The sequence below is a fragment of the Microbacterium sp. LjRoot45 genome, assembly GCF_964253325.1.
Lineage (GTDB): Bacteria > Actinomycetota > Actinomycetes > Actinomycetales > Microbacteriaceae > Microbacterium.
On record NZ_CAXUQM020000001.1, the window covers coordinates 2,685,134 to 2,706,045 of the forward strand.

Consider the following 20,912-nt stretch of genomic DNA (forward strand, 5'->3'; position numbering starts at 1 on the left):
GGTCACCATGGATCCACGCGAGCACGCGGGCGGCATCGCCCCCGTCGTCGAGGTCACCGGAGCGACCGTGCGCTTCGGGGCCGAGACCGTGCTCGAAGGCGTCGACTTCCGCCTGTTCCCCGGCGAGGTCCACTCGCTCATGGGCGAGAACGGCGCCGGCAAGTCGACCCTCATCCGCGCGCTCACCGGCGTGCTCCACCTCGACGCGGGCGTCATCCGCGTCGGCGGCGAGCGCGCCGGGTACACGACCCCGGCGGGCGCCATCGCGGCGGGCATCAGCACCGTCTACCAGGAGATCGACCTCCTCCCGAACCTCACGGTGGCCGAGAACATCTGCCTCGGCCGCGAGCCCCGCCGGTTCGGCGCCGTCGACTGGCGCGCGATGGTCGCCCGTGCCCGCGAGGCGCTCGCCGACCTCGGCGTCGACATCGACCCGCAGTCGGTGCTCGCCACCCACTCCCTCGCGGTGCAGCAGCTCGTCGCGATCGCGCGCGCCGTGTCGATCGACGCGAAGGTGCTCGTGCTCGACGAGCCGACGTCGAGCCTCGACCTCGACGAGGTGGCGGAGCTGTTCCGCGTCATGCGCGAGCTCACCCAACGGGGGGTCGCGATCCTCTTCGTCTCGCACTTCCTCGACCAGGTGTACGAGATCTGCGACCGGATCACGGTGCTCCGCGGCGGCCGCCTCATCGGCGAGTACGTGCCCACGGAGCTCCTGCGGGTGGGCCTGGTCGAGAAGATGCTCGGCCGGTCGGCGGAGGAGATGGCCGTCCACGACCGCGGCGAAGCGGCGCTCGCAGGACGCACCCCCCTGCTGGAGGCGACGGGGGTGACGGCCGGGGCCGGCATCCTGGATGCCGACGTGCGCCTCGCGGAGGGCGAGGTGCTCGGCTTCGCGGGGCTCCTCGGCTCGGGCCGGACTGAGCTCGCGCGCGCTCTCACGGGGGTCGACCCGACGGATGCCGGCGAGATCCGCCTGGCCGGGAGCACCGTCGAGCCGCGCGCGCCGCGGGAGGCCATCGCGCTCGGGGTCGTCTACTCGTCGGAGAACCGGCGCACCGAGGGGATCATCGAGGGCCTCAGCGTCCAGGACAACATCACCCTCGCACTGCAGGCCGAGCGCGGCATGCTGCACCGCCTGGGGACCGCTCGCCGGCGCGAGCTCGCGCAGAGCTGGATCGAGGCGCTCGACATCCGTCCCGCCGACCCCGACCGGCCCGCGGGCACCCTGTCGGGCGGCAACCAGCAGAAGGTGCTGCTGGCGCGGCTACTGGCGCTGTCGCCCCGGGTGCTCGTGCTCGACGAGCCGACCCGCGGGATCGACGTGGGGGCGAAGGTGGAGATCCAGCGCCTCGTCGGCGAGCTCGCCGACAACGGCCTGTCGGTGGTGTTCATCTCGGCGGAGCTCGAGGAGGTGCTGCGGGTCTCGCACCGCATCGCGGTGCTCCGCGGCGGGCGGATCGTGGACACGCTCCCGGCCGACGAGCTCACGGTCGATTCGCTCCTCGCGCTCGTCACCCGCCCGGAGGACACTCCGTGAGCGAGGAGCGCGGCGCGAAGTCCGCGAACATCTTCGACGTCGCGCGCCTCGCGGGCGTCTCCCACCAGACGGTGTCGCGCGTGCTCAACGACCTGCCGAATGTGCGCCCCGCCACCCGCGCGCGTGTCGAGCAGGCCATCGCGCAGCTGCGATACAGCCCGTCGCCGGCGGCGCGCGCGCTCGTGACCCGCCGCACCCGCACGATCGGACTCGTCACCCCGGGCACGGCGGACTTCGGGCCGACGTCGATCGCGATGCACTTCAACGTCGCCGCGCGCGCGGAACGCTACTCCGTGGATGCCGTCACCTCCCCCGACCCCGATCCCGCCTCGGTGCGGACGGTGATCGAGGGCCTCCTTCGTCAGCGGGTCGACGCGATCGTGCTCATCGTCAACCACATCGGCGTGCTGGAGGTCGTGCGGGGACTGGAGCTCAGCGTGCCGGTGGTGGCCGCCGCCGCGACGCAGCGCCGGCATCCGAATCTCGTCTCCATCGACCAGTACCGCGGCGCCCGGGCCGCCGTGCGGCACCTCGCCGAGCTCGGGCACACTCGCATCCTCCACCTCGCAGGGCCCCCGTCGAACCCCGACAGTCTCGAGCGGCTGCGGGGGTGGCGCGACGAGCTCGCCGCCCGGGGACTCGTGGCGGTCGAGCCGCCGCACGGCGACTGGTCCGCCGCAAGCGGGTTCCAGATCGGCACCTCGCTCGACGTCGAGCGCGGCACCGCCGTGTTCGCCGCGAACGACCACATGGCGATCGGTCTCGTCTCGGCGCTGCGGAGCCGCGGACTGCGCGTGCCCGACGACGTGAGCGTCGTGGGCTTCGACGACGTGCCCGAAGCGGCGTACCTCCTGCCTCCGCTCACGACCGTCCGTCAGGACTTCCAGGCGCTCGGCGAGCTCATCATGCAGAAGGCGCTCCTGGCCGTCGAGGAGCCGGGCGAGCTCACCGAGGACACGCCCATCGCCACCCACCTCATCGTGCGCGAATCCACCCGCCCCGTCGACTGACGGGCGCCGGTTCTGGCGCCAGTTCTGCCCGAGAAAGTGGCGCACCCCGCGGCATCCGCTCGCGCGTAGCGGCGTGTTGCGCCACTTTCGTCGCGTGGATTCGTCGCGTGGGTGGGCGAACGGCGCGGCGGGGAGTGGATCGTGACAGGGTGGATGCCATGCGCATCGCCGTCACAGGATCCTCAGGCAAGCTCGGCACCGTCGTCGTCCGGGAGCTGCGCGCCGCCGGGCACGACGTCATCGGCCTCGACCGGACGGGGCGACGCGGCCCCGGTTTCGTCGAGGTGGACCTCGCCGACTACGGCCAGGTGGTCGACGCCCTCACGGCGGTGAACGACCAGCACGACGGCGTCGACGCGCTCGTGCACCTCGCGGCGGTGCCCGCCCCCGGCATCCGCCCCGACGTGGCCACCTTCCAGAACAACATCCTCTCCACCTTCCACGTGTTCTGGGCGGCGCTGCGCCTCGGTCTCACGCGCATCGTGTACGCGTCGAGCGAGACGGTGCAGGGGCTGCCGTTCGACGTCCCACCGCCCTACATCCCCGTCGACGAGGATTATCCGGCGCGGCCCGAGTCGGTGTACTCGCTCGTGAAGCACCTCGAGGAGCAGCTCGCGATCGAGCTGGTGCGCTGGCATCCGGAGGTGTCGATCACGGCGCTGCGCTTCTCGAACGTCATGGTGCCCGCCGACTACGCGGAGTTCCCCTCGTTCGACGCCGACGCGCGCCTGCGCAAGTGGAATCTGTGGAGCTACATCGACGCCCGCGACGGCGCCCAGGCGGTCCTGCGCGCGCTCGAGAACGCACCGGCGGGCTTCGACCGGTTTCTCATCGCCGCCGCGGACACCGTCATGTCGCGGCCGAACGCCGACCTGGTCGCCGACGTGTTCCCGGACGTCGAGGTACGCGGCGACCTGGGCGTCAACGAGTCGCTGTTCTCCACGGCCAAGGCGCAGCGCCTCCTGGACTACCGCCCGCAGCACTCCTGGCGCGACGAGGTCTGAGCCGGGCATCCACGTCCCCGCTTCGCTCCGGTCGGTACAGATCGGGCGGTGACGAGGGTGGGGACAGACGACGCGGCGCCGGGGATGTCCCCGACGCCGCTCACTGTCCGCTGAGGATCGGGCGTCAGTCGCCCAGAACGCCGTCGAGCAGGTCGTCCACGTCGGCGGAGACATCGCCCACCGCGTCCTCGACCGTCGCACCGATGTCGGCTGTCGCGTCGCCGACCTCCGACGAGACGTCGCCGGCGATGTCGCCCACGTCGGCGCCCACGTCGCCCACACTCGTGTTGTTCCCACCGGCGGTGCCGTTGGCGCTGCCGTTGCCGACCTCGGGGCTCACCTCGTTGCCGTTGCCGACCTCGTTCCCGCTGCCGACCTCGTTACCACTGCCGACCGGAGCATCGACGCTCACGTCGTTGCCGGATCCGATCGGCGCGTCGACCGAGTTGCCCGAGCCGATGGGGGTGTCGTTGCCGGAGAGGATCGCTCCACTCCCGATGTCGCCGACGTTGACGAGACCGCCGTCGAACAGGTCTCCGGTGGTGAGGCCCGCATCGATAGCGTCACGGATCGACGTCTGCAGGGCGTCGAGCGAACCGGCGACGTCGGTGGAGGTGGAGGATTCGTCGTTGGTCACCACGTCATCGGCCTGGGCCGGCAGTGCAACACCTGCGGCGAGCGCGATCGCGCCCAGTCCCGCCGCAGTGAAGACTCCTACTCGCTTCGTGTTCGTGTGCATCGGTTGTTTCCTTCCGTTCGGTGCGTTGTCCGCACGTGGTGTCATCCGGAAGGACCGAGAGATCGGATGGGTCCTGCGCGCCGAAGGGGCGTCCGCGCACCTCCGATCGCGTGTCGAAAAGCCCGCCAGGACGGGCAGAACGCCGCTGTCTGGGAAATGTCTGAGAACCCCGAACCGGTGGCAGCGGCTCAGGGGCGGAGGAGCACCTTGAGCGCCTCACGGTCGTCCATCAGACGGTAGCCCTCGGCGGTGTCGGCCAGGGGAAGCGTCCGGTCGAACACGGCGCCGGGGTCGACGGAGCCGTCGAGGATGCCGGGGAGCAGCCGGTCGATGTAGGCGCGTACCGGCGCGACCCCGCCCGTGATCGTCACATTGCGCGCGAACTGCTCGCGGCCGATCGGTCCGGTCTCGTACTGGGGCACGCCCACCCGAGTGACGACGCCGCCGTCGCGGACGACACCGAGCGCCTGCTCGAACGCGGGCAGGTGCCCGACGGCGTCGATGACGACCTGCGTCCCGTCGCCGTCGGTGAGGTCGCGCACCTGGGCGACGCCCTCCTCGCCGCGGGCGGACACGACGTCCGTCGCCCCATAGCGGCGCCCGAGGTCGGTGCGGGCCGTGTGCCGCCCCATCAGGACGATGCGCTCGGCGCCCAGCTGCCGCGCCGACAGCACCGCGAGCAGCCCCACGGCGCCGTCGCCGATGACCGTCACCGTCGCCCCGGGGACGACACCGCCGGTGACCGCGGCGTGGTAACCCGTGCCGTAGACGTCGCTCAGGGTGAGCAGTCCCGGCATCCGCTCGTCGTCTTCGGCCACGTCGACCCGGAAGAGCGTGCCGTCGGCCAGCGGCGCGCGGCGATACTCTGCCTGGGCTCCGCCGGTGCGCGGGCCGTTCATGATGCCACCGACGCGGCACGACGTCTGCAGGCCCGCGCGGCAGAAGTCGCACACCCCGCACGACCACACGAACGGCACGATGACGACGTCGCCCGGTCGGACGTGGCGAACCTCGGCGCCGACCTCCTCGACGACGCCGATCATCTCGTGCCCCATCGAGCGGCCGTCCTCGCTCGGCGGCATGGAGTGATACGGGTGCAGGTCGCTGCCGCAGACGCAGGCGACGAGGGTGCGGAGCACGGCATCCGTCGGCTCTTCGATCACGGGCTCGGGGGCATCGATCACCCGGACGTCACCGGGTCCGTACATGTAGGCAGCGCGCATGCTTCCAGTCTCCCGCTTCCGTGCCGCTTCCGCTTCCGCGCCGCCGCTGGTTCCGCCGAGACAACACGCTTTGCCCGAACCCACACCCAAAACGCGTGCGAGTCATGTTGTTTCGCAGAAGGAGTGTTGTTTCGGCGGCGACGGGAGGGAGACGGCGGAGATGGGAGGGAGGCGACGGGGCTGGGAGGCGGTCGCCGGCGGTCAGGGGCGGGCGCCGACGGCCACGGGCCGGTCGGGGTGGTTCGACCACTGACTCCACGACCCGGCGTAGAGGGCCGGGGCGAATCCCGCGAGCGTGAGGGCGAGCGCCGCGTGGGATGCCGACACCCCCGATCCGCAGTACACCCCGACCGGCACGTCGCGCTGGGCGCCGACGGCTTCGAAGCGGGCCCGGAGCTCCTCGGGCGGCAGGAACCGCCCGTCGGCATCGTTGCTGTCGACGGTCGGCGCGTTGAGGGCGCCGGGGATGTGGCCCGCCCGGGGGTCGAGCGGCTCCGTGTCGCCGCGGTAGCGCTCCGGCGCGCGCACGTCGAGCAGCAGACCGCCGTGGGGAAGGGCGGCTGCCTCGTCGATCGTCAGCCGCGGCAGGAGGCCCGACGTCGGCTGCACCGTGCCGGCCGGGCGGGCCGGGGACGGCCCCTCCTCGAGCGGCAGTCCCGCGGACCGCCAGGCGCTCAGGCCGCCGTCGAGCACGCGGGCGGGCACCCCGGCATCCGTCAGCATCCACCAGGCGCGCGCCGCGCCGTACGACAGCCAGTCGTCGTACACGACGACCGTGTCCCCCTCATCGATGCCCCACGAGCGCACCGTGGTGGCGAAGGTCTCCGCTTCCGGAAGCGGATGCCGGCCATCGGTGGGTTCGCCGTGCGCGGCGAGCTCGTCGTCCAGGCTCACGTACTGCGCCGACGGCACGTGCCCGCTCTCGAACGCGGCCCGGCCGTCGGGCGCATCCAGCCGCCACCGCACATCGAGCACGATCGGCGGCCGGTCAGCGCGTAGCAGGTCGGCGAGGTCGGTGGCGGAGACGAGGGGGTGGGTCACGTTCTCGACGCTACTCCGCATCCCCCGCCTGGTTCGCGCTCCGATTGCCGATGGCGGTCGCCGGCATCCGAAACAACACCTTTACGGCGAAACCACACGCCACGCACGCGAGAAGCGTGTGGTTTCGGCGAAAGCGTGTGGATTCGGCGTCCCGCGTCAGGCAATGGCCGTGCGGCGGGTGAGTTCCGGTCGGCGCGGCGGCACGATCGCGTTGGCGACGGCGACGACGAGCGGCAGCACGACGGCGAGGGCGACGAGCAGCCACCACGGCACGTCCGCCAGCGAGAGCTCCCGGCCGATGTCGCCCTGTGACTGCAGCATGAAGCCGATCGGCGGCAGGATGCCGGCAACGGCACCGGCGGCCGTGCCGAACCCGACGATGACGAGCCCCTGCCAGAACCCGATCCGTCGGCGGAGCGTATTCGTGCCTCCGACGGCGGTGAGGGTGGCATCATCGGGGCGCCGCTCGAACCGGGCGAGCCCGAGCGCGACGGCGCTGGCCCCGACGACGAGCACCGCCATCGCGGCGAGCAGAGGCACGATCCACACCTCGGCGCCCGTCGGTCCGCTCTCGATCCAGACGGATGCCGCGTACGCGTCGTTCTGTACGCCCTCGCCCAGGGCGAACAGGCGGTCGCGCTGGTCGGTCGTCGGGGGCGTGTCGAACGCGCCGAACACGACGTGCGGCTGCATCACGAGTCCGACGGCGTCGGCGGTGGCGGGCGACATCGCCACGACGATGGCCTGCTCGCGCGCCGTCACGACGAAGGCGTCGACCGTCTTCGTCCACAGCGGCGGCTCGGCCTCGAGCCCTTCGGGCGGGACGAACACGTTGTTCGGGGCCCTGCCGAACTGCCACTGCCGTTCGGACCAGGCGGCCACCTCGATCGTGTCGTCGGTGACGAGCGCGGGCTGGGTGACCAGCGCGGCTCCGCCCTCGTACGCGGCGCGCTGGGCGCGGTCGAGGCGGATGCCGGTGGCCACCTCGATGTCGTCGACGTCGAGGACCGTGATGTTGTTCTGCGGGTCGGAGAGCTCGCCGTAGCCGCCGAAGGCGCGAGCGTCGTCGGCGTCGAGGAGCGCGCTCTGCGGTACGAGGGCGGTCGCCCGTACGAGATCGGCGGGGACGCCGTCCTCGGAGTCGGCCCAGACGGTCGACTGACGCAGCGCCACCGCCGTCTGCGACACCCCGACGTCGCGGAAGATGTCGATCGTCGCGGCGGCCGCCTCGTCGGCCTGTTCGGTCGTGAGCGCGTCGGGGCCGCGCGAGTAGAGCGTGCCGATCGCGGTGCCGACGGGCGCCGAGTAGGTCCAGGTGCGCTCCGACAGGCCGGTGCTCATGCTCACCATGCCCATCGCGAAGACGCCCGCGAACACGGTCGCGCCGATCGCCGCGAAAGCCGGAACCGTGCGCGCGCCGTTGGCCACGGCGTCGCGCGAGGCGATGCGCGCCGCGATCCCGAGCTTCGCGAGGGCGAGCGAGGTGAGCCACAGGAGCCAGCGTCCCGACAGCACGATGCCGAGCTGGGCGAGGATGGGCCCGCCGATGATCCCGACGATAGGGAGCCACCGCAGGGGCGAGTCCCACGGCACGGTGGAGTTCGTCGCGAGCGCCGCCGCGAGCAGTCCGCACACGACGGTGATCCCGACGCCGACCACGAGCATGAGCGAACCCCACAGCGGCCGGGCGGCCGTCACCCGCTGCGGGCGACGCGCGCCGCGCAGCGCGCTCATGGCATCCGATCGGGCCACGCCGCGCGCCGGCATGAGGGCGGCGGCGGTGCCGACGAGCACGGCGAACACGAGGATGCCGGCCAGCAGCGGCCACGGCACGTGGAAGCCCCAGAAGCGCACGGCGGAACCGTCGTCGAGGAAGCGGATCGCGAGGGCCGCGACGCCGACGCCGAGCGCGGTGCCGACGATGCCCCCGACAAGACCGAGCACGGTTCCCTGCAGCCGCACGGTGCGCCGGAGGTCGCGCGCGTCGGCGCCGACGCTCGCGGCGATCGCGAGCGCCCGCTGCTGCCGTCGCGCGCTCACCGCGAACGCGGCCCCGGCGAGCATGACGACCATGTAGCCGGCGGCGACGCCCGCGGCGGCGAGCGTCGCCACGAGGGCGAGCCGGTTCATCTGCGCCTGGTACTCGGGGTCGCTCACGTTCATGCCGTCGGGCGAGAACACCGGCGGGTCGAGCACCACCTCGCGGGAGTAGGCGATGACACCGCCCTCGTTGAGCTGCTGCACGCCGGCCCAGTCGAGACGGAGCTCGGGCAGGTACCACCGGCCGGGGAAGCGATCGGCGTCGTAGAAGGCGATCGCGCTCTCGGCATCCGACAGGGTGGCCGCGTCGATCGTGCCGGTGACGAGGTACTCGTCGCCCGAGTCGGCGTCGGTGATCGTGCCGCCGACGGCCGTTCCCGCGCGGGCGAGGGTCGCCGGGGTGACCATCACTTCGCGCTCGCCGGTGGGCGCGCGCCCGTCGACGATGTCGTAGCGTCCCGCGAATCGCGAGTCCCAGACCGCCCCGGACCACGCCTGCACGGGGGCCAGGCCCGCCGCCGTCTCGATGCGCACCCGGCCTTCACCGACGTAAACCGACTCGGTGCCGGCGGGGAGCGCGTCGAACGGGTCGGTCGGGATCTCGCCCTCCGGTTCGACCCACCCGGCCTCGCCTTGCGCTGCGTAGCCGGTCCACTGCGGCTCGGTCGGCATCTGCCACATACCCGCCCCGGGAACGCCCACCGGCTGCACCCACGCCTGCATCCGGCCGAGTTCGACCGACGCCTTCTCCTCCGGACTGCCCATCATGCTGTCGACGAAGACCGCGGCGCCGGCGAGCCCGGCGATGGGAAGCGCCACGAGCGTCGCGATCAGCAGGCTCGACACCCACGTACGGCGCACCTGACGACGCGCGAGTCGCACGGCGACGCGCCAGCGCGACCACCGGGAGCCCTCCCGCCGGGTGCGGGCGGCCGACGCCGGGGCGTGCGGAACCGTCCCCACGGACTCCGCACGCTCCCGTCGGCGTGTCACCGCGTGCCCGCCAGGAGCGAGTCCGCTCCCGCCCGTTGCGACTGGTCGACGATGCGACCGTCGCGCAGGAACACGATGCGATCCGCCCAGGCCGCATGGCGCGCCTCGTGCGTGACGAGGATGCCGGCAGCACCTTGGTCCACGCGTGAGCGGATCATCTTCATGACCGCCTCCCCCGTCACCGAGTCCAGCGCGCCGGTCGGCTCATCGGCCAGGATGAGGCGGCGGCCCCCGACCACGGCGCGCGCGATCGCGACGCGCTGCTGCTGACCTCCGGAGAGGTCGTCGGGGTAGGAGTCGTACTTCGCGTCGAGTCCGACGGAGGCGAGCGCATCCCGACCCGCACGGCGTGCTGCGCGGGCTCGGAAGCCGTCGAGCTCCAGCGGCAGCGTCACGTTCTCGAGAGCCGTGAGGGTCGGGATGAGATTGAAGTCCTGAAACACGAATCCCAGGGAGCGTCGGCGCAGCTGCGCGAGTTCGCGCGTCGACGCGGTCGACAGGTAGGTGCCCTCGACGATGACCTCGCCCGTCGTCGGCTTCTGCAGGCCCCCGGCGATCGACAGCAGCGTGGATTTACCCGAGCCGGACGCCCCCATGATGGCGACGAGTTCGCCCTTGTCCACCTCGAGGTCGACGCCCGACAGCGCCGACACGCTGGTCGCGCCCTCGCCGTACTGCTGGGTGACGCCGACGAGCTGCAGGATGCCGCTCACGCCCGCGCCTCCCGGACCGCGGCCGGGCGTCCACGCTTGGGGCGCTCCGTCGACAGTTCGAGGGCCATCGCGTGCCCCGGGTGCATCGCGAGGCGCTGCTCGGTGTGGTCGAGCCAGCGCACTTCGGCCTCGGCGGCGAAGATCATGGAGTCCACGACGAGCGACCAGGCGAGTTCCTCGGGTCCGTCCGGGTTCGCGCCGGCGTACTTCGCGCGGTTGAGCTCTTGGAGCTGCGACAGCGACGCCAGCCGCTGGGTCTGGATGACATCGCCCACGTCGACGCCCGGGAGGGTCGCGGCGACGGCGAGCTTGATCGCGAGTTCGTCGCGCGTGCCCTGATTGCGTTCGACGGGCGAGGTCAGCCACGCCCGCACCTCGGCGGAACCGGCATCCGTGATCTGCCAGTAGACGTGCCCCTGATCGTCGACATCGCCCTTGGCGACGAGTCCGTCGCGCTCCAGACGGTCGAGCGTGTTGTAGATCTGGCCAACGTTGAGGGGCCAGGTCGATCCCGTGCGCCGGTCGAACTCGGCGCGGAGCTGATAGCCGTAGCAGGGTCCCTGGTCGAGGATCGCCAGCAGGCTCTGTCGTACCGACACGGCGTCTCCTTCGATGGGCATACCCGGTATGTGATTACCGAGTATATGCATGTCGGGTATGGCCTCGTCAACCGAGCCTTTCCCCGGCGCGCCGCCTCAGGGTCGCCGTAGGGTGGAGGCATGGCCGACGATCCGCGGCTGGAGGCCGCCCGCTACCGCGCACGTCAGGCGGCGCGTGCCGCGGGCGAGGACACGGATGCCGACGAGCACTCTGTCGCGGACTCCTCTCGAGCCTCCGCCGGCGCCGCCGCGAGCACGGCCCACGAGCGCGCGCTGTACGTCGAGACGGCGATCCAGCAGGCGATCCGCCGCGGCGACTTCGACGATCTCCCCGGCTCCGGCAAGCCGCTCGAGGGCCTGGGCGACCACCACGACCCCGACTGGTGGATACGCCGGAAGATCCAGACGGAGCAGCTCACCGGTCTCGGTCCGCCGGCGCTGCGGCTGCGCGTCGAGCACGCCGAGTTCGAGGCGCACGTCGACGCGATGCACCGGGAGCAGGACGTCCGGGACTACGTCGCCGACTTCACGCGGCGCGTGATCGAGGCGCGGCGCCAACTGCAGGGCGGCCCGCCCGTCGTCACCCCGACGCGCGATGTCGAGGAGGAGGTCGCCGCGTGGCGGGAGCGCCGCAGCGCGCGCACGCCACCGCCGGCCGACGAACCCGCACCGCGACGACGTGGCATCCTGGGCCGGCTTCGACGCCGTTGACCGCGCACGGCGGCGCGGCGGCACGGCGGCACGGACAGCGAGAACACCGCGGTCAGAAGCCGGCGAGCCAGTCGTCGAGCAGACGGGCGATGACCGCCGACTCCGCCCAGGGCATTTCGGGGGCCTCCGTGCGCCCGGCGCGCAGGGCGTCGATCACGGCGTCGGCTTCGGCGGCCATGGGCTGCACGGCGGGCGTGACGATCTGCGTCGTCGTCCCGTCGGCGCGGCGCAGCGTCGCCGCCGTCGGGCTCTCGGAGCGACTCCCCCACACGTCGGGTATCTCCAGCACCCCGTGCGCACCCGTCACACGGGCGGCGGCGGTCTGATCCTCGACGATCGAGGTGTGCAGCACGGCGCGCGTCCCGTCGAGGTCGAGCGTCACGGATGCCGTCTCGTCCACGCCGGTGTCGCCGCGCACGCCCGTCGCCTCGACGACGGCGGATGCCGTGAGGTCGCGCCCGGCGACGGCGGCGAGGCCGACGGCATACGAGACGGGGTAGCACCCGACGTCGAAGATCGCGCCGCCGGCGGTGGCCGGGTCGAACAGGCGTCCCGTGCGGGCGCCCGCCGCGAAGCCGAACGACGCCTCGATGCTCCGCAGCTCCCCGAGATCCTCGGCGACGACCTCGCGCACGCGGTCGGCGAACGGACCGAACCGGTACTTGAACGCCTCCACGAGCGGAAGGCCCGCTGCGGCCGCGTGCGCGAGCAGCGCGTCGGTGTCGGCGGGAGTCACCGTGAGGGGCTTCTCGCACAGCACGGCCTTCCCGGCATCCAGTGCCGCGTGCACGAGATCGGCGTGGGCGGGGTGGACGGTGGCGACGTACACGGCGTCGACATCGTCGCGCGCCAGCACGTCGGCGTAGGTGCCCGCGACCGGTGCGCCGTGAGCGTCGGCGAACGCGCGGGCCCGCGACGCATCGCGTGCGGCCACGGCGTGCAACCGTCCGGTGCGGGACTCCGGAAGTCCCGTGAGGAAGTCGAGCGCGATGCCTCCCGCGCCCAGAATCGCCCAGCGTGCGAGGTCGGTCATGCCCACACGCTAGCGCGGCCTACGGGTGCAGGGCCTGCTCGACGTCGGCGAGGAGATCGTCGACGTCCTCGATGCCGACCGAGAGGCGCACGACCTCGACGGGCACGGCCGCCTCGGTGCCGCGCACGGAGGCGTGCGTCATGGCATCCGGGTAGTTGACGAGCGACTCGACGCCGCCGAGCGACTCCGCGAGCTGGAAGAGCCGCGTCGACTCGGCGAAGCGGCGCGCCGCCTCCCCCGACTCGAGTGCGAGCGACACGATGCCGCCGAATCCGCGCATCTGACGGGCCGCGATCGCGTGGCCCGGGTGGGCCTCCAGCCCCGGGTAGTACACGCGGGCGACACGTTCATGCCCGTGGAGGAATGTGGCGATCGCGGCCGCGTTCTCGCTGTGGCGCTGCATGCGCACGGCGAGCGTCTTGATCCCGCGCGTGGTGAGCCATGCGTCCAGCGGTCCCGAGACGGCGCCGACAGCGAACTGGAGGAAGCCGATCTTCTCGGCCAGGGCGTCGTCGTTGAGCACGAGCGCGCCGCCGACGACGTCCGAGTGCCCGCCGAGGTACTTCGTCGTGGAGTGCACGACGACGTCGGCACCGAGGGCGAGCGGCTGCTGCAGCGCCGGGGTCGCGAACGTGTTGTCGACGACGACGAGCGCCCCCGCGTCGTGGCCGATCGCCGCGAGTTCGGCGATGTCGGTGATGCGGAGCAGTGGATTGGAGGGGGTCTCGACCCAGAGGATGCGCGGAACGCGCTCGCTGAGCGCCGCCCGCACGGCATCCGCGTCGCTCATGTCGACCACCCGCAGGCGCACACCCCAGGGGCCGAGGATGCGGGAGATGAGGCGGTGCGTGCCGCCGTACACGTCGCTGCCGAGGAGCACTTCGTCGCCGGGCTGCAGCACGGCGCGCAGGAGCGCGTCCTCCGCGGCGAGGCCCGACGCGAACGAGAACGCGTGCGCGCCGCCCTCGATCGCCGCAAGCTGCGTCTGCAGCGCCGTGCGTGTGGGGTTGCCGCTGCGGCCGTACTCGTATCCCTGCCGCAGCCCGCCGATGCCGTCCTGGGCATATGTCGTGGAGAAGTGCACGGGAGGGATGACAGCCCCCGTCGTGGGGTCGAACTCCTGGCCGGCGTGGACGGCGAGGCTGGCGAATCCGCGGGCGGCGTCGGAGGCGGTCATGCGAGGGTTCCCGTCGTGTCGGTGAGGAGGGCGTCGTGACCGTGGTCGGTCATCCACTGGTCGTCGAAGATCTTGCTGAGGTAGCCGCGGCCGTGGTCGGGGAGGAGCACGACGAGCACGGCGTCGGAGGGCAGGTCGCGTGCGACGCGCAGCGCGGCCGTCACCGCCATGCCGGACGAGCCGCCGACCAGCAGCCCCTCCTCGCGCGCCAGACGGCGCGTCATCGCGAAGGACTCCGCGTCGCCGACGCGCTCGTAGCGATCGACGACGGCGGGGTCGAACGTCGCGGGCCAGAAGTCCTCGCCGACCCCTTCGACGGCGTAACCGTGGATCGGCCCGCCGGAGTAGATCGATCCCTCGGGGTCGGCCCCGACCACGACGACCTCGCCCGCGCTGGCCTCCTTCAGGAAGCGTCCCGTGCCGCTGATCGTGCCGCCCGTGCCGATCCCGGCGACGAAGTGGGTGATGCGCCCGTCGGTGTCGCGCCAGATCTCGGGGCCCGTCGTCTCGTAGTGTCCGCGCGGGCCGTTGAGGTTGCCGAACTGGTTCGGCTTGAACGCCCCCGGGATCTCGCGCGCCAGTCGGTCGGACACCGAGTAATAGGAGTCGGGGTGCTCGGGCGGCACGCTCGTCGGGGTCATGACGACCTCGGCGCCGTACGCCTTCAGCACGGCGACCTTCTCCCCCGCGAACTTGTCGGGGACGACGAAGACCATCCGGTAGCCGCGCTGCAGGGCGACGAGCGCGAGGCCCACGCCGGTGTTGCCGCTCGTCGGCTCGACGATCGTGCCGCCGGGCTGCAGCAGCCCGTCGCGCTCGGCGGCGTCGATGATCCGCGACGCGATGCGGTCCTTCGCGGAACTGCCGGGGTTGAAGTACTCGATCTTCGCGAGCACCGTGGCACCGATGCCGTCGGTGACGCTGTTCAGCCGGACGAGGGGCGTGTTGCCGACGAGATCGGCGATGTGGGATGCGTAACGCATGGGGTGTCCTGGTGTTCGAGCCGTGCGCGCAGAGGCACGGCGGTTGTCGGGGTCGTCGAAGGTGCGCGCGAGCGCTCAGCGACAACAACGACAGGTCAGGTGCACGCGACCACCGTAACCCGCCCCGCGCGACCGGGCAAGTCGTCTGCCGGCGTCCGCGGCCGGCGCTGCATGTCGCTGTATGACGGATGCCGGGGCCCCGGCATCCGGTTCCGGCTCGGCGTCGCCTAGTGTTCCGGCATGGCCACCGACCCGACCGCCCGCCCCGCCGGCATCGACCCGCGCGGACCGCGCGTGACCGCCGCCATCACGAGCGTGCTGCTGCTCGTGGGCACGTTCCTCTCGCTCTTGGGCGCCGCAACCCGGACGGGGACGACACTCACCGAACGCGTCGCCGATCCCGGCTTCCTCGTGCTCGCGCTCGTCGACGCCCTCTTCGTGTGGGGCGTCCTGTCGCCGTCGACCGCTCCGTGGGGCGTGCTGTTCCGCACGGTGGTGCGTCCGCGGCTGACCGCGCCGGCCGAGCTCGAAGACCCCCGCCCGCCCCGGTTCGCCCAGGGCGTCGGCTTCGTCGTCGTCACGATCGGCCTCGTGCTGCACCTGGCCGGCGTGCCGTGGGCGCTGCCGGTCGCCGGCGCAGCCGCGTTCGTCGCCGCCTTCCTCAACGCGGTCTTCGCGTTCTGCCTCGGCTGCCAGATCTACCTGGGGCTCGCACGCATCGGCCTCCTTCGCCCTTCGGGCGGACTCGTGGGAGCCTGATCCGCTCGTGACCGACACCTTCGACGCCGCTGCGACGCCGGGCTCGACTTCGGGAGCGGGGGCGTAGTCGTGGCATCCGTCATCGTCGTCGTCGGCAACCCGCAGCCCGACTCGCGTACGCGTGCCGTCGCCGAGACGGTCGCCGCCGAGCTCGCCCGGCGCTCCGGAGCCACTGTCGAACCCACGATCGAACTGGCGGAGATCGCCGACGAGCTGTTCCGGCATCCGAGCCCCGCTGTCGACGACGCCCGCGCGCGCGTGCTCGCCGCCGACGTCGCGATCGTCGCGAGCCCGACCTACAAGGCGACCTTTACGGGGCTGCTCAAGGCCTTCCTCGACCGGTTCGACACGGGATCGCTGCAGCACATGACCGCCGTGCCGCTGCTGACGATCGGCGGACCCGCGCACGCGCTCGCCGTGGAGGTGGCGCTGCGTCCCCTGCTGGTCGAGTTGGGGGCGTCCGTGCCCACCCGCGGCATCGCGTTCCCCGCGGGGCAGGTGGACCGGCGCGCGGAGATCATCGCGGAGTGGGCGGATGCCGAGTGGCCGCGCCTGCGTCACGCCCTCGCGTGATGCACCCCCGGTCGTCGAGCGAGCGCAGCGCCGCCGGTGCCCATCCGGTCGTTGAGCGAGCGTAGCGAGACGAAACGCCGCACCCTCCCGGTCGTTCCCCCGGTCGTTGAGCGAGTGGAGCGAGACGAAACGCCGCACCTGCCCGGATCGACGTTTCGTCTCGTCGCTGCGCTCCTCGCTCAACGACCGAACCACACCGTCACCCCCCGGTCGTTGAGCGAGCGCAGCGAGACGAAACGCCGCACCCGCCCGGTCGTTCCCCCGGTCGTTGAGCGAGCGCAGCGAGACGAAACGGCGCACCGAATCGGGATCGACGTTTCGTCTCGTCGCTGCGCTCCTCGCTCAACGACCGAACCACACCGTCACCCCCGGTCGTTGAGCGAGCGAAGCGAGACGAAACGCCGCCCCCGCCCGGTCGTTCCCCCGGTCGTTGAGCGAGCGCAGCGAGACGAAACGGCGCACCGAATCGGGATCGACGTTTCGTCTCGTCGCTGCGCTCCTCGCTCAACGACCGGACCACACCGTCACCCCCGGTCGTTGAGCGAGTGGAGCGAGACGAATCGCCGCACCCGCCCATCCGGTCGTTGAGCGAGCGCAGCGAGACGAAACGCCGCACCCGCCCATCCGGTCGTTGAGCGAGCGCAGCGAGACGAAACGCTGCACCCTCCTCCACAGCCTCGGCGTGTCGGCAGTTGTCCACAGGAAGCACCCGTGATCTGGGTTTTGTCGACCTGAATGTCGGTGGCCCCGAGAAGAATCGGAGCATGACAGGAACCACGCCGACCGCATGGCAACAGCGCATCGACACGCTGCTCCACGCGCTCGCCGACGCCCGCCGCGACGCCGCCGCAGCCCAGGCCCGTGAGGTCGCGCTGCTGGCCGAGGCAGTCGAGATCGCCCACGCGATGGCACAGGATGCCGGTGGCCCGACGTCCGTGGCGGACATCCCGATCCGGTCGCTTGCGGCACAGATCGGGGCCGCCGCGCGCGTGTCGGACCGGACGGTGCAGAAGCACATGTCCGATGCCGTCGTACTCGTCGAACGGTTCCCGGCGACGTTCGCCGCGTGGGCCGCTGGGGACGTGTCACGCGGGCATGCGCGGGTTCTCGTCGAGACGGGCGCGGCGATAAAGGACGATGCGGCACGCGCCGTGTTCGAAGACGCGGCGCTGGAGGTCGCGCAGCGGGAGACACCAGGACGGCTCAAGCCCGCCGCACGGATCCTCGCCGCACGGTTGCACCCGATCCCGCTGCAGGAACGCCACACGGCTGCCGCGACTGCGCGGGAGGTGTGGGTGCGTGACCTCGACGACGGCATGGCCGAACTCATCGCGATCCTGCCCGCCGCGATCGCCCACGGCATCCGCGACCGCCTCGACCAATACGCGAGGCGCGTCATGGACGCCCGAGGCGCGGGCGGCGGAGCGAGCCCGGGTGGCACCACCGACGGGTCCCTCCATCCCGACACGAACTCCACCAACACGCGCCCCACCGACACCCGCCGCGTCAGCGAGGTGCGGGCCGACGTGTTCGCCGACCTCCTCCTCACCGGGCACGCCTCACCCGACGTCTCGAACGACGCGATCCCCGCCGGGGAAGCGATCATCGCGCGGGTGCAGGTCACCGTCCCCGCCCTCACCGCGGCTGGACACGATGACGCCCCCGCCGAACTCATCGGGAAAGGCCCCATCGACACCGCGACCGCCCTCCGCCTCGCCGGCACCGCCACAGGGTGGGACCGGGTGCTCACCCACCCCGTCACCGGCACCGTCCTCGCCATCGACCGATACCGGCCCAGCGACCACCTCAAACGCACCCTCCGCGTCAGGGACGAACACTGCCGATTCCCCGGCTGCCGCATGCCCACCGGCCGGTCCGACATCGACCACACCACCGCCCGCGAACACGACGGCCCCACCGAACTCACCAACCTCGCCCACCTCTGCCGCCGCCACCACACGTTGAAACACCACTCAGCGTGGCGCGTCCGGCAGACACCCGACGGCATCCTCCACTGGACCAGCCCCACCGGACGCACCTACCCCGACCACCCCGCCCGCACCCTCGTGTTCACCACGGAGAGGGTCGACACTCATGGAGATCCCGATCCACCCGCCGAGCCGCCGTTCTGACCCGGCCGGCGCAGTCCCCACTCCCTGCTCTGCGGACGGGACTCCCTCGCCCGCCGATCGAGCTCACCGCACCACCCGCCGATCGAGCTCACGACATCCCCCACCGCACCACACGCACCCCCGCCCGCATGCCCACCGCATGCCCACCACACCGGGCCACCCACTCACACCGCGGAGATGACCTCGGCAGGAGTCGCGCCGCGGGCGATCGGTCGGCCGGGCGACCGGGTCCACTGGCTCCACGCGCCGGGATAGACGCGCGCGTCGATACCAGCGACCGCGAGGGCGAGCGCAGAATGCGCCGAAGCGATCCCGTTGTTGCAGTACAGCACGACGCTCACGCCCGGACGGATGCCGTGTCCGGCGAGCGCGGCGCGCAGCCGCTCCGGGGGGTGCAGCCGCCCGTCGGACGCGATGTGCGACACCGTCGGAATGTTCACGGCGCCCGGGATGTGTCCTGCACCGGGGTCGAGACCGGCGACCTGACCGCGGTAGTGCTGCGGCGCACGAACGTCCACGAGCACACCCTCGCGCGGAGCCACCGCGGCATCCTGGATCGACGCGACCACGACCGTCGAGGCGGGAAGTCGCACGCTCCCCGGGGGCGGCGCATGATCGCCTCGCGCGAGGTCGTACCCCGCAGCCAGCCACGCCCGGAAACCGCCATCCAATACGCGAATGTCGACCCCATACCCGCGCAGGAGCCACCACGCGCGAGCCGCGGCGACACCGTCGTTGTCGTCGTACGCGACCACCCGCTCGCCCGGCTGCAGCCCCCAGCGTCGCGCCGACGACTCCAGCTCGGCGCGCTCCGGGAGCGGGTACCTGCCCTCCTCCGGCCGGCCCGGGCGAGCCAGTTCCCGTTCCAGGTCGACGTACACCGCCCCGGGAAGGTGCCCCTCCAGGTATGCCGGCCGGCCTTCGGGCTCGTTCAGGCGCCAGCGCACGTCGAGGAGACGCGGCGGCGCGGAGCTCTCCAGTTCGGCGTGCAGCCGTGCGGCGGCGACGAGGGGGGACGACATGACCTCATGGTCCCCGAGGCGCCACTCCCCCTGCCCGGCGCGTCGCAACACGAGGTCACGCTGCGGGGCTTCGCCGTCACATTCGTTCACACGGGGTCACACGGCAACACACTCGACCCTCGCCCCCTCCGCGCGGGGTTACCGTCGAAGGGTGACCTCCTCGCCCGCCGCACGCTTCGACGCCCCCGACCACCGCTTCGCGTCGTCGCTGTCCGCCGACGAGTTCAAAGCGCTCTTCCGGGGACACCCCGGCGGCGTCGCCGTCATCACCGCCGACGCGGGCGACGGCCCGGTCGCCCTCACGGCGACCTCCGTCTCGTCGGTCAGCGCCGATCCGCCGCTGCTGATCTTCTCCATCTCGACGCTGTCGTCGGCATCCGACGTGCTCTCCCGGGCAGAGACGATCGTCGTCCACCTCCTCGATGCGCACGACCTCGACGTCGCCCGCCTGGGAGCCACGAGCGGAGTGGACCGCTTCGCCGACAGCGACCAGTGGTCACGTCTCGTCACCGGCGAACCCGTCTACCACGACGTCCGCGCGTGGGTGCGCTGCGCCGTCATCGGCCGCATGGATGCCGGGTCGTCCACCGTCATCGCCGCCCACGCGCTCCAGTCGCAGGTCGCGCGCGACGTCACGCCCGGCGAGCCCGGCGACGCGCTGGTGTACCACAACCGCACGTGGCACCGCCTCGGCGAGCACTCCCGCATCGAGTCTTGACCGGCGAACACTCCCCGATTCGAGTCCCGACCTGTGGAGTCCGGACCCGGAGGATCGCGGCCCGGCGAGTCCCGACCGCCAGTCCCGACCCGGCGGATCGCGGCCTGGCGAGTCCCCAACGCACTCACAGCGACTCCTGAAACTGCCCCGATACGGTCAGACCATGGAAGCGACGCCGCGGCCCCTGTCCGTCCTCACCGAGGAGGGCGTCGCGACCTTCTCACCCGACGAGCTCCGCGCGATGCGCGACGAGTTCCAGCGGTTTCTCCTGGGCTACCAGTTCGGTCTGCGTGAAGTCGAGACCAAGATCGGCATCCTTCGCGACGAGTTCCACCTCACGCACGACTACAACCCGATCGAGCACGTGTCGAGTCGCGTCAAGTCGGCCGACAGCCTGATCGAGAAGGTCGTGCGCAAGGGGATCGAACCGACCTTCCCGGCGATCAGCGCCGGCATCACCGACATCGCCGGAGTTCGAGTCACGACGAGCTTCGCGAAAGACGCCTACCGCCTCTTCGACCTGCTCACCGCGCAGGACGACATCACGCTGCGCGAAGTGAAGGACTACATCGCACAGCCGAAGGACAACGGCTACCAGAGCCTCCACGCGATCGTCGAGGTGCCCGTGTTCCTCTCGAGTGGACGCATCGACGTGGTCGTGGAGGTGCAGTTCCGCACCATCGCGATGGACTTCTGGGCGAGCCTCGAGCACAAGATCTACTACAAGTACGCCGGCGCGGTTCCCGACGGGCTGCTCGCCGAACTGAAGGATGCCGCGCAGACCGCCGCCGAACTCGACGCGCGGATGGAGCGGCTCCACGGCGAACTCCACGGCCCCCGGCCGGGCCGCATCGTCGCCGCCTGACGACATCGCGCCCGACGCCAGCGCCGGGCCGACTCCC

19 protein-coding genes are annotated in these 20,912 nt (G+C 72.0%); 9 read left to right on the top strand and 10 right to left on the bottom strand.

Features of this window, described 5'->3' with window-relative positions:
• The first annotated feature begins 7 nt into the window (after positions 1–7).
• The 3 genes from ACSQ18_RS12800 (at position 8) to ACSQ18_RS12810 (ending at position 3,554) form a co-directional block, all read left to right on the top strand.
• Complete coding sequence (locus tag ACSQ18_RS12800) at positions 8–1,540, top strand: sugar ABC transporter ATP-binding protein (RefSeq protein ID WP_436037797.1); 1,533 nt, start codon at positions 8–10, stop codon at positions 1,538–1,540.
• The gene (locus ACSQ18_RS12805; protein ID WP_436037798.1) at positions 1,537–2,550 is read left to right on the top strand and encodes a LacI family DNA-binding transcriptional regulator; all 1,014 of its coding nucleotides are present in this window, start codon (positions 1,537–1,539) and stop codon (positions 2,548–2,550) included. The genes ACSQ18_RS12800 and ACSQ18_RS12805 overlap by 4 nt, the downstream gene beginning before the upstream one ends.
• 158 nt (positions 2,551–2,708) lie before the next feature.
• Positions 2,709–3,554 carry an NAD-dependent epimerase/dehydratase family protein gene (locus ACSQ18_RS12810; protein ID WP_436038442.1) on the top strand — a complete coding sequence of 282 codons (846 nt, stop codon included), beginning with the start codon at positions 2,709–2,711 and terminating at the stop codon, positions 3,552–3,554.
• A 124-nt stretch (positions 3,555–3,678) separates the two neighbouring features.
• Here the strand turns inward: ACSQ18_RS12810 and ACSQ18_RS12815 are convergent, their stop codons facing one another.
• From ACSQ18_RS12815 to ACSQ18_RS12840, 6 genes are all read right to left on the bottom strand, one after another.
• The gene (locus ACSQ18_RS12815; protein WP_436037799.1) at positions 3,679–4,293 is read right to left on the bottom strand and encodes a hypothetical protein; all 615 of its coding nucleotides are present in this window, start codon (positions 4,291–4,293) and stop codon (positions 3,679–3,681) included.
• A 188-nt stretch (positions 4,294–4,481) separates the two neighbouring features.
• On the bottom strand, positions 4,482–5,516 hold the full coding sequence (locus ACSQ18_RS12820) for a zinc-binding dehydrogenase (RefSeq protein WP_436037800.1): 1,035 nt from the start codon (positions 5,514–5,516) through the stop codon (positions 4,482–4,484).
• 201 nt (positions 5,517–5,717) lie between these two features.
• The gene (locus ACSQ18_RS12825) at positions 5,718–6,578 is read right to left on the bottom strand and encodes a sulfurtransferase (RefSeq protein WP_436037802.1); all 861 of its coding nucleotides are present in this window, start codon (positions 6,576–6,578) and stop codon (positions 5,718–5,720) included.
• A 135-nt stretch (positions 6,579–6,713) separates the two neighbouring features.
• Complete coding sequence (locus ACSQ18_RS12830; RefSeq protein ID WP_436037803.1) at positions 6,714–9,560, bottom strand: FtsX-like permease family protein; 2,847 nt, start codon at positions 9,558–9,560, stop codon at positions 6,714–6,716.
• A 26-nt stretch (positions 9,561–9,586) separates the two neighbouring features.
• Positions 9,587–10,303: an ABC transporter ATP-binding protein gene (locus ACSQ18_RS12835; protein ID WP_144806267.1), complete on the bottom strand. Its 717-nt coding sequence runs from the start codon at positions 10,301–10,303 to the stop codon at positions 9,587–9,589.
• The gene (locus ACSQ18_RS12840; RefSeq protein WP_144808870.1) at positions 10,300–10,902 is read right to left on the bottom strand and encodes a PadR family transcriptional regulator; all 603 of its coding nucleotides are present in this window, start codon (positions 10,900–10,902) and stop codon (positions 10,300–10,302) included. Before ACSQ18_RS12840 ends, ACSQ18_RS12835 begins: the two co-directional genes overlap by 4 nt.
• A 120-nt stretch (positions 10,903–11,022) precedes the next feature.
• Between ACSQ18_RS12840 and ACSQ18_RS12845 the strand changes: the two genes are divergently transcribed.
• The gene (locus tag ACSQ18_RS12845; protein ID WP_436037805.1) at positions 11,023–11,613 is read left to right on the top strand and encodes a DUF1992 domain-containing protein; all 591 of its coding nucleotides are present in this window, start codon (positions 11,023–11,025) and stop codon (positions 11,611–11,613) included.
• Positions 11,614–11,665: 52 nt separating this feature from the next.
• On the opposite strand, the gene ACSQ18_RS12850 is transcribed toward ACSQ18_RS12845, so the two are convergent.
• From ACSQ18_RS12850 to ACSQ18_RS12860, 3 genes are read right to left on the bottom strand one after another with little or no spacing between them, the layout of a single operon-like run.
• Entirely contained in the window at positions 11,666–12,646 is a 981-nt protein-coding gene (locus ACSQ18_RS12850) for a Gfo/Idh/MocA family protein (RefSeq protein WP_436037806.1), read from the bottom strand.
• Between the two features lie 19 nt (positions 12,647–12,665).
• Positions 12,666–13,823 (bottom strand): cystathionine gamma-synthase, encoded by a 1,158-nt coding sequence (locus tag ACSQ18_RS12855; RefSeq protein WP_436037807.1) that lies wholly within the window; start codon positions 13,821–13,823, stop codon positions 12,666–12,668.
• Positions 13,820–14,806: a pyridoxal-phosphate dependent enzyme gene (locus ACSQ18_RS12860; RefSeq protein WP_301038126.1), complete on the bottom strand. Its 987-nt coding sequence runs from the start codon at positions 14,804–14,806 to the stop codon at positions 13,820–13,822. The genes ACSQ18_RS12855 and ACSQ18_RS12860 overlap by 4 nt, the downstream gene beginning before the upstream one ends.
• Before the next feature lie 240 nt (positions 14,807–15,046).
• Between ACSQ18_RS12860 and ACSQ18_RS12865 the strand changes: the two genes are divergently transcribed.
• The 3 genes from ACSQ18_RS12865 to ACSQ18_RS12875 all read left to right on the top strand — a co-directional run bounded on the left by ACSQ18_RS12865 (position 15,047) and on the right by ACSQ18_RS12875 (position 18,270).
• The gene (locus ACSQ18_RS12865; protein ID WP_436037808.1) at positions 15,047–15,565 is read left to right on the top strand and encodes a DUF4395 domain-containing protein; all 519 of its coding nucleotides are present in this window, start codon (positions 15,047–15,049) and stop codon (positions 15,563–15,565) included.
• Positions 15,566–15,634: 69 nt separating this feature from the next.
• Positions 15,635–16,138 (top strand): NADPH-dependent FMN reductase, encoded by a 504-nt coding sequence (locus ACSQ18_RS12870; protein ID WP_436037809.1) that lies wholly within the window; start codon positions 15,635–15,637, stop codon positions 16,136–16,138.
• Positions 16,139–16,902: 764 nt separating this feature from the next.
• The gene (locus ACSQ18_RS12875) at positions 16,903–18,270 is read left to right on the top strand and encodes a DUF222 domain-containing protein (RefSeq protein WP_436037810.1); all 1,368 of its coding nucleotides are present in this window, start codon (positions 16,903–16,905) and stop codon (positions 18,268–18,270) included.
• A gap of 164 nt (positions 18,271–18,434) precedes the next feature.
• On the opposite strand, the gene ACSQ18_RS12880 is transcribed toward ACSQ18_RS12875, so the two are convergent.
• Positions 18,435–19,292 carry a sulfurtransferase gene (locus tag ACSQ18_RS12880; protein WP_436037811.1) on the bottom strand — a complete coding sequence of 286 codons (858 nt, stop codon included), beginning with the start codon at positions 19,290–19,292 and terminating at the stop codon, positions 18,435–18,437.
• A gap of 151 nt (positions 19,293–19,443) precedes the next feature.
• Between ACSQ18_RS12880 and ACSQ18_RS12885 the strand changes: the two genes are divergently transcribed.
• Together ACSQ18_RS12885 and ACSQ18_RS12890 are read left to right on the top strand one after the other, a co-directional pair.
• On the top strand, positions 19,444–20,010 hold the full coding sequence (locus tag ACSQ18_RS12885; RefSeq protein WP_436037812.1) for a flavin reductase family protein: 567 nt from the start codon (positions 19,444–19,446) through the stop codon (positions 20,008–20,010).
• A 163-nt stretch (positions 20,011–20,173) separates the two neighbouring features.
• Positions 20,174–20,875, top strand: coding sequence for a GTP pyrophosphokinase (locus ACSQ18_RS12890; protein ID WP_436037813.1), 702 nt, complete (start codon positions 20,174–20,176; stop codon positions 20,873–20,875).
• Positions 20,876–20,912: the final 37 nt, after the last annotated feature.